Annotated in this window: 11 protein-coding genes; 5 read left to right on the top strand and 6 right to left on the bottom strand. The window is 35.6% G+C overall.

Going from position 1 to position 12,324, the window contains the following annotated elements:
• Window positions 1-14: 14 nt before the first annotated feature.
• The 3 genes from rny to OLM61_RS03750 form a co-directional block, all read right to left on the bottom strand.
• Window positions 15-1,577 (bottom strand): ribonuclease Y, encoded by a 1,563-nt coding sequence (gene rny / locus OLM61_RS03760; RefSeq protein ID WP_264525159.1) that lies wholly within the window; start codon window positions 1,575-1,577, stop codon window positions 15-17.
• A 209-nt stretch (window positions 1,578-1,786) separates the two neighbouring features.
• Window positions 1,787-2,080, bottom strand: coding sequence for a cell division protein ZapA (locus OLM61_RS03755; protein WP_012022231.1), 294 nt, complete (start codon window positions 2,078-2,080; stop codon window positions 1,787-1,789).
• A gap of 8 nt (window positions 2,081-2,088) precedes the next feature.
• Window positions 2,089-2,379: a hypothetical protein gene (locus OLM61_RS03750; protein ID WP_173965255.1), complete on the bottom strand. Its 291-nt coding sequence runs from the start codon at window positions 2,377-2,379 to the stop codon at window positions 2,089-2,091.
• A 179-nt stretch (window positions 2,380-2,558) separates the two neighbouring features.
• Between OLM61_RS03750 and OLM61_RS03745 the strand changes: the two genes are divergently transcribed.
• The 5 genes from OLM61_RS03745 to OLM61_RS03725 are packed head-to-tail and all read left to right on the top strand — an operon-like array spanning window position 2,559 to window position 8,563.
• Window positions 2,559-4,253 (top strand): M23 family metallopeptidase, encoded by a 1,695-nt coding sequence (locus OLM61_RS03745; protein ID WP_264525158.1) that lies wholly within the window; start codon window positions 2,559-2,561, stop codon window positions 4,251-4,253.
• Window positions 4,254-4,306: 53 nt separating this feature from the next.
• Window positions 4,307-6,724, top strand: a complete 2,418-nt coding sequence (locus OLM61_RS03740) for a carboxypeptidase-like regulatory domain-containing protein (protein WP_264526355.1) — start codon at window positions 4,307-4,309, stop codon at window positions 6,722-6,724.
• Entirely contained in the window at window positions 6,721-7,350 is a 630-nt protein-coding gene (locus tag OLM61_RS03735; RefSeq protein ID WP_264525157.1) for a hypothetical protein, read from the top strand. The genes OLM61_RS03740 and OLM61_RS03735 overlap by 4 nt, the downstream gene beginning before the upstream one ends.
• A gap of 46 nt (window positions 7,351-7,396) precedes the next feature.
• Window positions 7,397-8,119: a hypothetical protein gene (locus tag OLM61_RS03730; protein ID WP_264525156.1), complete on the top strand. Its 723-nt coding sequence runs from the start codon at window positions 7,397-7,399 to the stop codon at window positions 8,117-8,119.
• A gap of 24 nt (window positions 8,120-8,143) precedes the next feature.
• Entirely contained in the window at window positions 8,144-8,563 is a 420-nt protein-coding gene (locus OLM61_RS03725; RefSeq protein ID WP_264525155.1) for a hypothetical protein, read from the top strand.
• A gap of 59 nt (window positions 8,564-8,622) precedes the next feature.
• Here OLM61_RS03725 and OLM61_RS03720 read toward each other — a convergent pair whose 3' ends face one another.
• From OLM61_RS03720 to OLM61_RS03710, 3 genes are all read right to left on the bottom strand, one after another.
• Entirely contained in the window at window positions 8,623-9,324 is a 702-nt protein-coding gene (locus OLM61_RS03720; protein WP_264525154.1) for a hypothetical protein, read from the bottom strand.
• Between the two features lie 131 nt (window positions 9,325-9,455).
• A complete protein-coding gene (locus tag OLM61_RS03715; protein ID WP_264525153.1) occupies window positions 9,456-11,285 on the bottom strand; it encodes an ABC transporter ATP-binding protein in 1,830 nt (609 codons plus the stop codon).
• Window positions 11,282-12,322, bottom strand: coding sequence for a PDDEXK nuclease domain-containing protein (locus OLM61_RS03710; protein ID WP_264525152.1), 1,041 nt, complete (start codon window positions 12,320-12,322; stop codon window positions 11,282-11,284). Before OLM61_RS03710 ends, OLM61_RS03715 begins: the two co-directional genes overlap by 4 nt.
• Window positions 12,323-12,324: the final 2 nt, after the last annotated feature.

The raw sequence follows: 12,324 nt of genomic DNA, 5'->3' as shown, positions 1-12,324 counted from the left end.
AAATAGTGAGAAGATTACTTCGCGATATTAACCGCTCTGGTTTCTCTAATTACAGTAACTTTTACCTGACCTGGATACGTCATTTCGGTTTGGATTTTTTGTGAAATCTCAAAAGATAAATTCGCAGCATTGTCATCAGAAACTTTTTCACTTTCTACAATCACACGAAGTTCTCTACCTGCCTGAATTGCATAGGCATTTTTTACACCGCTAAATCCGTAAGCTACTTCTTCAAGATCTTTCAAACGTTGAATATACGAGTCTAAAACCTGACGTCTTGCACCTGGTCTTGCTCCTGAAATAGCATCACAAACCTGAACGATAGGAGAAAGTAATGATTTCATTTCGATCTCGTCGTGGTGCGCTCCAATGGCGTTACAAACCTCTTCTTTTTCACCATATTTTTCAGCCCACTGCATTCCTAATAAAGCGTGAGGTAAGTCACTTTCAGTATCCGGAACTTTACCAATATCGTGAAGTAAACCGGCTCTTTTAGCTAGTTTTACGTTTAAGCCTAATTCGGCTGCCATGATACCACAAAGTTTAGAAACTTCTCTCGAGTGCTGTAATAAGTTTTGTCCGTAAGAAGAACGGTATTTCATTCTACCCACAACTTTAATAAGTTCAGGGTGTAAACCGTGAATTCCTAAGTCGATAACCGTACGTTTACCTACTTCGATAATTTCGTCGTCAATTTGTTTTGCTGTTTTGGCAACTACTTCTTCAATTCTTGCAGGGTGAATACGTCCGTCAGTTACAAGTTTGTGTAAAGACAAACGTGCAATTTCTCTACGTACCGGATCAAAGCAGGAAAGGATGATCGCTTCCGGTGTATCGTCAACGATGATTTCAACTCCCGTTGCAGCTTCAAGAGCTCTAATGTTACGGCCTTCACGTCCAATGATTCTACCTTTTACGTCATCTGATTCAATGTTAAAAACAGAAACGCAATTTTCAACTGCTTCCTCCGTTCCAACTCTCTGGATCGTATTGATGATAATTTTCTTAGCTTCTTGCTGAGCAGTAAGTTTAGCTTCTTCGATTGTGTCCTGAATATGAGACATGGCTTTGCTTTTAGCTTCAGCTTTTAAGCCTTCTACTAATTGCTCTTTTGCCTCTTCAGCAGAAAGTCCTGAAATTACTTCAAGCTGCTGCAATTGACTTTTGTGTAATTTGTCAACTTCAGTTTGTTTCTTGTCTAAAACTTCAATTTTATTGTTGTATTCCTGTGTTTTAGCTTCAAAATCGTCGTTTACTTTTTTGGCTTTCGAAAGTTCGTTTGAAACTTGTGATTCTTTATCACGTACTCTTTTTTCTACCTCTGCTACTTTTTTATCTCTTGCTAAAATAACTTGTTCGTGCTCTGATTTTAGTTCGATAAAACGCTCTTTTGCCTGAAGGATTTTATCTTTTTTGATATTTTCTGCTTCTAAATTAGCATCTTTTAAAATAGAAGCTGCTTCTTTTTTTGCGTTTTTAATGAGGTTAGAAATATTGCTTTTTTCGATAATTTTAGCAATTGCAAAACCTGCTGCAATCCCTACAATACCTGAAATAATGATCGTTATTATGTCCATGTTTGTTAAAATTTATATATAAAAAAAGCCTACATTAATTGCTTGAATAAACTCGTAAAGACAAGTTTTGAGCTAACTCACTGTTCAAGTTTCCAAGCCGAAGCATGGCATACTATAGTAGCGACGATTTGCTCATTCTAAATTGTTAGTGTTGAGTTTACCAATTGTGAACTAATGTAGGCAGTATCTTAGTTGTTGTAAAAGAACGTTTAATTTTCGAGATATTGATCTAATAGCGAATTTAATCTTTTAATTCTTTCGATAGTTTCTTCACCATCGATTGCGTTATCAATTTGTTTTTGTTCGACTTGTGATGCAAATTGCAGGGCACACATCGCCAGAACATCCTGTTTATCGCGAACCGCGTAACTTTCTTCGAATTGCTTGATCATGGCATCAATTTTTTTAGAAGCACTTCTAAGTCCTTCTTCCTGAGCTGGCTCCACCGTTAACGGGTAAACTCTGTCTGCAATTGATATTTTAATTCTAAGCTTTCCGTCCATGTCGTTTTTTAATCTGATAGTTGTGCTATACAGTAATCAATTTCGCGAATTAATGAATTTATTTTAAGCTTTGTCTCTCTCTTGTTGTTGTCGCTGCCGAGCAACGAATTGGCTATCTTAAGTGTTTCATATTGCTTTTTCAAAGCTTCAATTTCTTCAGATTGTTTCTGGATAATTTGCGCAGCTTTGGTTAGTTCTAATTGTAAAGCCTGATTATTATTCTCCAGGCCCTTTGATTTCTCAAAAAGCTTTTCGACTTTATATTCAAGAGTATCAATTATTTCGGCAATTACACTCATTATAAATCCTATTCATTACTTAATCCTACAAAGTTAGTATTCCTTTTTATTAATGCAATTTTTTATCGATTTTTTTACATTAAAAATAAACAAATAGATGAAATTCAATCGATTGTATTTTTGTGGCATTCTGCTCGGTTTTCGCCTCTTAATTTTTTATCTTAGCAAAAATGTTGCTTATGAGATTTTCACTGCTTAGTCTGTTTTTTTGCCCGTTTATTTTCGCACAGACCCAATATCCGAAAGATTATTTTAGTCCGCCACTTGAAATTCCGATGCAGCTTTCCGGTAATTTCGGGGAGTTGCGACCGAATCACTTTCACGCGGGTTTTGACTTAAAAACAAATCAAAGAGAAGGATTAAATGTGCATGCCATTGCCGATGGATATGTGTCGAGAATTAAAATCTCCACTTTTGGAAACGGGAAATGTATTTACATTACCCATCCAAACGGCTATACTTCGGTGTACGGACATTTGCAAACCCCTGTTGGTCCAATTCTGGATTATGTCATGAAAACGCACTATAAAGAAAAGGCATATGAGATCGAAGTATTCCCAAAACCGAATGAATTACCGGTAACAAAAGGTCAGCTTATTGGACTTTCGGGAAATACAGGTTCTTCAGAAGGACCGCATTTGCATTTTGAAATTCGCGATACCAAAACAGAGTTTGTTATTAATCCGATATTTTTTGGCTTCGATAAAAACATAAAAGACAGTAAGAAACCAAGTATTTTGAGTGTTTATGTTTATCCAATGGAAAACACGACTGTAAATCAGTCCAGACAGCCATTGTTGTTAAATGTTGCCCTTCAAAAAGACGGAACCTATGTGGCAAGCAAAGTAAAAGCCAATGGTAAAATAGGCTTCGGAATTTCAGCTGTAGATTATGACGATGTTTCGTTTAATAAAAACGGAGTTTTTAATGTCTCTACTTTTGTCAACGGAAATCAAAATTACAATTATCAGTTTAATACCTATTCCTTTGATGAAATGCGTTACATAAATGCGTTCATCGATTATGGAAAATATAAAAAATCAGGACAGCGGGCGCAGAAACTTTTTATGAAAACACCTTATGCGTTGAGTATTATTAAGACCGATTCGTTGCGTGGTGTGGTTTCGGCTGAGCCAAATTTAACTTCGAGTTATCGAATTGAGGTTTCGGATTATTTTGGGAATTTAAGTGCGGTTACCGTTCCAATTGAGTACGACACCGCAACACCAATCGTAAAAGAGGAGCCTGTAACGTCGAAGTATTTTATCAAAGTCAATAAAGATTCGAATTTCGAAAAAGAAAATATGGCTGTATTTTTTCCGGCTGGAACTTTTTATGATGATTTTAATTTAAACTTTGATGTTAAAAATAATCGCATTTATATTCATGACGATACTGTTCCGGTGCATTCTAATTTTACTATTACAATTAAAGACAGTTCGTTTCCGGAAGCTTTAAAGGATAAACTTTTTATTGGAAGATTTAGCGGAAACAACGCCAGTTATAATGGAACGCTAAGAAAAGGAGATGTTTTTACGGCCAAGTCAAAAATATTAGGACAGTATGGTTTGGTCTTAGATACCATTGCACCGACCATTAAAATCGCAAAGCCAATTCAGGACAAGTGGATTACCGGAACGAAAAAAATTGAATTTACCATTAATGATGCTTCTTCGGGAATTAAATCGTATAACGGTTATTTAAATGGAAATTGGATTTTGTTTGAATATGAAAGCAAAACGAGAAAAATTACCCATACTTTTGATGACACTCTTGTGGCAGAAGGGGCAAATGATTTAAAAATAGAAGTGATTGATAATGTAGGAAATTCTGCTATCTTTGAAACTCATTTTTTTAGAAGCCAACAAAAATAAAACCAAAGCATTTGAATCAAAATAAGTTAATAGCCGTTTTTCTTTTTTTATGCATGAGCAGTATTTCATTTGCTCAGAAGGCTCATGTGAAAGGTATAATTCTGGACAGTGAGAATCATCCTGTGGCGGGCGTAAATATTAGCTCTTCCGGCAATGTTTCGCAATCTGATTCAAATGGTTTTTATGAAATCATAGTGCCGTCAGATAAAAAGATCTCTTTGATTTTTACACATGTCTCTCTAAAAATGATGAGTCTGACAGTGCATTTGACATCAAATGAAGTTTTTGTTTTCAATCCGGTAATGAGCAGTTCGGAAGAACAAATGGGAGAAGTTTTTGTTTCTTCTAAAAATAAAAAAAGGGTGCAGGGGATCACCAATGTGGATGTTGCCGCCATAAAGAAAATTCCCGGAGCCAATGCCGGAATCGAAAATATATTAAAAACACTGCCCGGTGTAAATTCAAATAATGAACTGAGTTCTCAATATGCTGTTCGTGGTGGAAATTACGATGAAAATCTGGTATATGTCAATGAGGTCGAAGTCTACCGTCCGTTTTTAATTCGCTCGGGACAACAGGAGGGACTGAGCTTTACCAATACAGATCTTGTACAAAATGTCGATTTTTCGGCTGGAGGGTTTCAGGTAAAATTTGGCGATAAACTTTCCTCTGTTTTAGATATTACGTACCGAAAACCAACTCAGTTTGGTGCTTCTCTGGAAGCCAGTTTATTGGGCGGAAGTATGTCGGTTGACGCGGTTTCTAAAAATAAAAAATGGTCTGCCGTAACCGGTGTTCGTTACCGAAACAACAGTTTACTGGTAAACAGTCAGGATACACAAACCAATTATACACCGACTTTTGCTGACATTCAAACGAATATTAATTATGATATTTCTGCAAAATGGCAGCTTAGTTTCTTAGGTAATATTTCTCAAAACAAATATTTGTATCAGCCTCTGACCCGCGAAACAAAATTCGGAACCATAGATCAGCCTATGGCGCTGGCGGTGTATTATGAAGGAAAAGAGCGCGATCGCTACAATACTTATTTTGGTGCCCTGAAAACGACTTACAAAGTTTCTCCGAGTCTGACTTTAAAATTCATAGGTTCTCTTTTTCATACCGTAGAGCAGGAGCATTTTGATATACTGGCACAGTATCGACTGGGGACTATAGAAAATGAAGATGTTACAAATGTCGATTTTACGCGTGGAATTGGTTCACAGTTAAGTCACGCCCGAAATGATCTGGATGCTTTGATTGCCAATGCAGAGATCAAAGGTTTTAAAGAATGGAAAAATGACAGTCAGTTAGAATTTGGTTTGAAATATACCCGCGAATCTATCCGCGATCGAATTAACGAGTGGGAGATGATCGATTCGGCAGGGTTTTCGATTAATCCGCCGATTGCTTTTTTACCTAAAAGTAATCAGCCTTATACGCCGTACACCGGGCCGTTATTGCCTTATCAGGATGTGCGGGCAACAAACTTTAATACCATAAACCGATTTTCGGGATATGCGCAGTATAATAAAAAAACTGAAATTGGATCTAGTCAGGTTTGGTACCATCTGGGGGCTCGTTTTCAGAGTTGGAATGTTTCCGGAGCCGCTGTAGAGGGTAAAAATCAAACCGTTTTTAGTCCACGTGCCCAGTTTACTTTAAAACCGGATTGGGATATGGATATGGTTTTCCGACTTTCGGGAGGGCTTTACCATCAACCGCCTTTTTACCGTGAACTGCGGGATTTAAAGGGTGTTGTAAATCCAAACGTCAAAGCACAGGAATCGGTTCATATTGTTTTAGGGAATGATTATAATTTTAAAATATGGAACCGTCCTTTCAAATGGGTCACGGAACTTTATTACAAATCGCTTTCAGATGTCAATGTGTATTCAATCGATAATGTGCGAATTCGATATGTTGCCAACAATAATGCGAAAGCGTATGCTCAGGGAGTTGATTTTAGGCTCAATGGTGAGTTTGTACCCGGAACGGAATCGTGGATTAGCTTTGGTTATTTAAAAACCGAAGAAAATTATGAAAACAAAGGTTACATCGCGAGACCTACAGACCAGCGTTTGAAATTTGCCATGTTGTTTCAGGATTATATGCCAAGCATTCCGAGTGTAAAATTATACCTGAACTTAGTGTACAATACCGGTTTACCGGGAGGAGCTCCGGCTTATTCGGATCCGTACCTGTATCAAAGCAGGCTGAATGATTATCGCAGGGCCGATGTAGGGTTTGCGAAAGTTTTTGTAGATGGCAGTACTAAAGTTGCCAAAGCAAAATGGTTGAAAAACTTTAAAGAATTGTCTGTTGGAGTTGAGATTTTTAATCTTTTCAATAATCAGAATGCGATTACCAATACCTGGGTTCGTGATGTGTATTCTAAAAATCAGTATGCAATTCCAAATTATATGACCTCGAGGGTTTTTAATGTAAAGCTGAATGCGAGATTATGATTGCAAAACGTGAAAAACGAAAGAAGATTTTTTACGTTCCGGGAATGATTTCTTTAATCTTAATCCCTTTGTTTTGTTTTTATCATTTTTATAAAGTTGATGCTTTTAAGGTTTATGGGGTGTTGGATATTTATTTAGTTCCTGATAAAGAAGAATTTGAAAAATATAAAATTAAAGACTTAAGAAAATACAAAGATTTTATTTTTAATGGTGACAAAACGCAAGAACTAAAATTGCAGGAACTAAGGTATTTTGTTCGGGATTTAGTTAAGAAATATGATACTGTGAATGGAGCGAAAATTCATTTTGGTTCAAAAACAGATTATAATACTTTTGTAAATGTTATTGATATTTTGAAAGTAGAGAAGGTTCCAACCTGGGCTCCGTATAGAGATGATATATATGTATTAGCGAGTGCTAAACCAAAACCGAAAAGAAATAGTACCCATATGTATGGTTGTTATTATGGGGAGGCAAATAAAGAATACTTTTTAGATAAAGAAAAAGAAAGACAGTCTCAATATGTTTTAGCATTGTTTAAAAGGTATTGGTTTCTTTTTCTTGGCTATTTTGGGATTGTATTTCTCAATATCTTTACACTAGTAAAATTCAATAAAACTAGATAATACAATCAAAAATACTATATTTGATATCCTAATAGAATTAGCATACATGAAAAAATCCTTAACCTATATAGCCATGGCAATCATCGGAACACTAGTGAGTTGTAAAGATGAAGTAAAGAAACCTAAAGTAATTTACGATACGGCCAGTAAAACCAATGTTGTCACAAAAACCGATTCAACACAGATTGAAATAGCCGATTTGCCTATTCAGATGGAAGGGACAAATTATTTAATTCATCCGGTTGGAGATTTGCGCGTTTTTGAAAAAGGAACAAAAGCACGTTACGGATCTTCGAGTGTGAATGATGTAAGTTTTACCATTTCTAATTTAGGTGAATTTGAAATTACCGGTTATCTGCAAAACCTGAAATTTCAGAAAGTCGATTCAGATTCGATACGCCCTTTGACGGATAAACCAGCCCTGATTTTGACAGCTACTTATTTAAAATCGGTTGCGGATAAAACGCAAAACCAAATTATGGTTTATACTTTAGCAGACTCCGATACCAATAAAGACGGTAAAATTGATACTAGCGACATTAAGACTTTGTATTTGAGTAATATCAGCGGTGAGCGTTTTACTAAAATTTCAGAAGACTTTCAGGAATTGGTAGACTGGAATTTAATCGAATCAAAAAATCGTTTGTATTTTAGAACTATCGAAGATACCAATCAAAACGGGCAGTTTGATAAAAACGATGTACTGCATTACAGCTATATTGATTTAGCTTCAAAAAAATGGGAAGTAAAGAACTATAAGCCTATTTAATCTTTGAGTGAATTAGTTTATTAAATGTATTCTGAAGAAGAACTGAAAAATCAAGAACAGAAAATTGTAAGTGTGCTATGGTGTGTTTTTATGCCGATTTTGTTTTTATCATTAATTGGATTGTATTTTAAAGAAAATTCTAAAGAATATATTGAAAGGCAATATAGAGAAGCTAATGAATATAGCTTTTCAGGAGTTGTGTATGAAAAAAAGATTGAAGGAGGTGAGGGGTATCGTTTCCCTCATTATTTGTTTTTGAATACCGGGATTAGATGGAGGGTTAACAGCCTTTTATATGACAAAATTCAGGTTGGAGACTCTGTCGTAAAGAAAACCAAATCTGATTCCGTTTTTTATTACATGAAAAAAAAGAATCAAATAATCATCGAAGACGAAAATCTTTATCTCAGAGAAAAATATTTTGCAAAACTCAAGCAAGAATAATTTTTAAGATATAAAAAACACAGAACCTTAGCACCTCAGAATCTCAGTCCCTTAAAAAACTAAATCAAAATATCACTTTCTAAATCAGATTTCTCGATATCAAAATCAAATCCCAGGCGCTCTGCTAATTCGATTACAAGTTTTTTATACCAGTTTTCCGATTTCGGATGGATGTATATCTTTTCGATCAGTTGTTTCAGATCGACGTTGATTTTTAAGCCATCATTTAGTTTAATGTCGCTTTTTGAAGTATCGGTAAGAATTCGGACCTCTCTTTCGTACTGAAAACTTTTACGCTTAAATAAAAAGGGGAAGAATAAATCATCAAACGGGATATACTCTTTTTTGTAGTCGATATAATTTACCTCGCCAATGTATTGATCGAAATTGTTTTCCGGTCTTACAGCATTCTGTAATCTTCTAATGGTAGACTGAATTGCTAAACCCTCATTGTTTTTGGTGAAAATCTGCCACATGGCAAACGATTCATATTCGTTGATGTGCCAGCTGCTTATGGCTACCTGTTCTCTATGGGTTTTGTAGTAGTTTAAAAAATCAGGATTGTCTATGGCTAGTTTTTTAATCTCTTCGAATGTCGGTTCGCTAAAAGTGCCCTCATATTGGTCCTCAAACTTGTCAGAGCGTGACATGAATAACTTCTTAGATAATAATAAATCAAGGAATTTAGACAAGTCTAAGTATTTCCAGACAATTGTATCCGGGTCATCTGGAAGTTTTATATTCGGATTGTTGAGATACATGTTTTCAGATTTAAGGGGTACTAAATAAAAAAGCCACAGATTACTCAGATAAATATAAGATTTTAATTCGTGGATAGAAAAATAATCTTCGGTAATCCGGGTAATCTGTGGCTAAGCCTTTTGTTTTTTATTTAAGATTCGAAAGACTGCATGGTAACCAGTTTGTTGTAGGTTCCGTTATGCGCAATCAGTTCGTCATGTGTTCCTTGTTCTACAATTTTTCCTTTTTGCATGACTACGATCAGATCTGCTTTCTGAATGGTCGAAAGACGGTGAGCAATTACAATCGAAGTTCTGTTTTGCATCATGTTTTCTAAAGCGACCTGAACAAATTTTTCACTTTCAGTATCCAATGCTGATGTGGCTTCATCCAAAATCATAATTGGAGGGTTTTTTAACACCGCTCTGGCAATCGACAGTCGTTGTTTTTGCCCGCCTGAAAGCTTGTTTCCGCTGTCGCCGATGTTGGTGTAAATACCTAATGGAAGTTCTTTTACAAACTCATAAGCATTGGCAATTTTCAGTGCCTCAATAATCTCGTCGTCTGTCGCGTCAAGTTTTCCTAAAGCGATATTGGCTTTGATGGTATCATTGAACAAAATACTGTCCTGAGTTACCAATCCCATCAAACTGCGAAGCGACTGCAGGTCCATGTCTTTAATGTTGATGCCGTCAATTGAAATTGTTCCGTCGTTAACATCATAAAAACGGGTCAGTAAATTGGCAATCGTACTTTTTCCGCTTCCGGATTGTCCAACAAGTGCAACGGTTTGTCCTTTTTTGATCTCAAGAGAGAAGTCTTTTAAAACCGTTTCGTCTTCATATTTAAAGTTGATGTTCTGAACGCTGATGTTATTGTCGAACGATGTTTTTTCTAACGCTTTATCTTTTGATGTAATGGTGTTTTCCTGCTCTAAAATTTCAAGAACACGTTCAGCTGCAGCATTACCTCTTTTTACGCCGTATGAAGCTTTAGAGATTGCTTTTGCCGGAGTTAAAATGTTATAGGCTAATCCCATATAAGCAATAAAGGAAGGACCATCAAGTGTTTTTTCAATTAAAACCATTTGTCCTCCGTACCAAAGTAATATGGCAATCACGGTGATACCCATAAACTCACTGGCAGGTGATGCTAAGTTCTGACGATTCCCGATACTGTTGGATAGTTTGAAAAAACGTTCTGTTGAATTTTGAAAGATAGTGTTGAAGTAATTCTCGGCATTGTATCCTTTTACAACTTTTAAACCGCCAATGGTTTCTTCAATAGTAGATAAAAAACTTCCTTGTTCCTGTTGTGCCTTACCGGACTGTTTTTTTAACTGCTTTCCAATTAAGGAGATGATATATCCCGAAACAGGAATGAAAATAAAGACAAATAAGGTAAGTTTAGCACTGATGATTAACATCGCGCATATGGTGAAAACAATAGTTAGGGGCTCTTTTACGATAAGCTCCAAGATGGCCAAAAACGAAGTCTGAACCTCATTGACATCGGCAGAAATTCTGGAAATAACATCACCTTTTCTTTTTTCAGAATAAAAAGCCAAAGGCAATTCCAGTGTTTTTTTGTAAAGTGCATTTCGCATGTCTCTTAAAACACCATTTCGTAAAAAATTAATGAAAAACATAGCGAGATAGTCGGCTAAATTTTTCAATAGAAAGATCGAAATAATGAGTGCCACCATTACAGAAAGTATAAATCCGGGATTATTAGGATCTGTATTTTTTGTAATGTAATAGCTCAGATAGTTTTGTGCAAATTCTTTTGCATGGGTAATTCCTTCGTAAGTTGGCATAACATAAACCTTCTTTGTTTTATCAAATAAAACCTGAAGCATCGGAATTAATGCCATAAAGGAAAGGGTGCTAAAAAGGGCATACAAAATATTGAAAAAGATATTTAGGAATGCGTATTTTTTATACGGATATATAAAAGGAACTATTTTTTTAAAATTACTCATTTATTTATGATGTTGTTTTCTGCTATGGCAATGGCTCTTTCGAGTTTTTCCAGCAATAATTTTTTTTCAGGTAATTGGGTTAAATAAGCAGAGACTTTGATTTGTTCATCGTTGTCAAGCATTAAGTAATTAATTTGTTCGGGAGATTTTTCACTGCACAAAATTAATCCAATTGGTTTGTTTTCACCTTCTTTTTGTTCATTTTTCTCTAACCAGCGTAAATACAATTCCATTTGGCCTTTGTAGCCTGCTTTAAATTTTCCGAGTTTTAAGTCAATGGCAACCAGTCGGCGTAGACCACGATGGTAAAAAAGTAAATCGATGTAAAAATCTTCATCATCAATAGTTATCCTTTTTTGACGGGCAAGAAAAGCAAATTCACTGCCCATCTCGGTGATGAAATTTTGTAATTGAGCTAAGATTGAACTTTCTAAATCTTTTTCAGAATAGGTGTCATGCAGTCCTAAAAAATCTAAAAAATAAGGATCGCGAAAAGTTAAATCCGGACTAATTTGTTTTTGGTTTTTTAGTAAAGCCAGATCATTAACGATTGTTTCTTCCGGCTTTTTGCTGATGGCAGTTCTTTCAAAAAGCATACTGTCCATGCGTTCTTGTAAGGTTCGCACGCTCCATCTTTCGTGAATGCTCATTTGGATGTAGAATTCACGTTTTATCGGGCTTTCAATGTAAATTAAGGATCGAATATGAGACCAGGTCAATTTTGCACACAGTGTGTGCAAAATTTCAAAGTCCTGTATTTCAAGGTTTAACTTAATAAAACTCTGTAAGTTTCTTTTGTTGAAACCTATCCCATATCTTTTGGTTAAAGCTTCGCTTAGCGATGGAATTATTTTCTTCCCATAATCAGCGCGATCATTTTTTAGAATCTCTTCATTGATCGTTTTTCCAATTTTCCAATATAAGAGCGTTAGTTCCTGATTGACAGTCTTGGCAACAAAATGACGTGATTGATCTATTAGTCCAATGATTGAATCTAATAGTTCAGGTTTGTCATTTGTGTCAGGTTTGTCACTCATTA

It is taken from the genome of Flavobacterium sp. N502536 (genome assembly GCF_025947345.1).
Classification (GTDB): Bacteria; Bacteroidota; Bacteroidia; order Flavobacteriales; family Flavobacteriaceae; genus Flavobacterium.
This window is presented reverse-complemented; position numbering and strand designations above follow the sequence as displayed.

Coding starts and splice junctions, on each gene's coding strand:
- rny (WP_264525159.1), bottom strand. CDS start 1,577: ATGGACATAATAACGATCATTATTTCAGGTATTGTAGGGATTGCAGCA.
- OLM61_RS03755 (WP_012022231.1), bottom strand. CDS start 2,080: ATGGACGGAAAGCTTAGAATTAAAATATCAATTGCAGACAGAGTTTAC.
- OLM61_RS03750 (WP_173965255.1), bottom strand. CDS start 2,379: ATGAGTGTAATTGCCGAAATAATTGATACTCTTGAATATAAAGTCGAA.
- OLM61_RS03745 (WP_264525158.1), top strand. CDS start 2,559: ATGAGATTTTCACTGCTTAGTCTGTTTTTTTGCCCGTTTATTTTCGCA.
- OLM61_RS03740 (WP_264526355.1), top strand. CDS start 4,307: ATGAGCAGTATTTCATTTGCTCAGAAGGCTCATGTGAAAGGTATAATT.
- OLM61_RS03735 (WP_264525157.1), top strand. CDS start 6,721: ATGATTGCAAAACGTGAAAAACGAAAGAAGATTTTTTACGTTCCGGGA.
- OLM61_RS03730 (WP_264525156.1), top strand. CDS start 7,397: ATGAAAAAATCCTTAACCTATATAGCCATGGCAATCATCGGAACACTA.
- OLM61_RS03725 (WP_264525155.1), top strand. CDS start 8,144: ATGTATTCTGAAGAAGAACTGAAAAATCAAGAACAGAAAATTGTAAGT.
- OLM61_RS03720 (WP_264525154.1), bottom strand. CDS start 9,324: ATGTATCTCAACAATCCGAATATAAAACTTCCAGATGACCCGGATACA.
- OLM61_RS03715 (WP_264525153.1), bottom strand. CDS start 11,285: ATGAGTAATTTTAAAAAAATAGTTCCTTTTATATATCCGTATAAAAAA.
- OLM61_RS03710 (WP_264525152.1), bottom strand. CDS start 12,322: ATGAGTGACAAACCTGACACAAATGACAAACCTGAACTATTAGATTCA.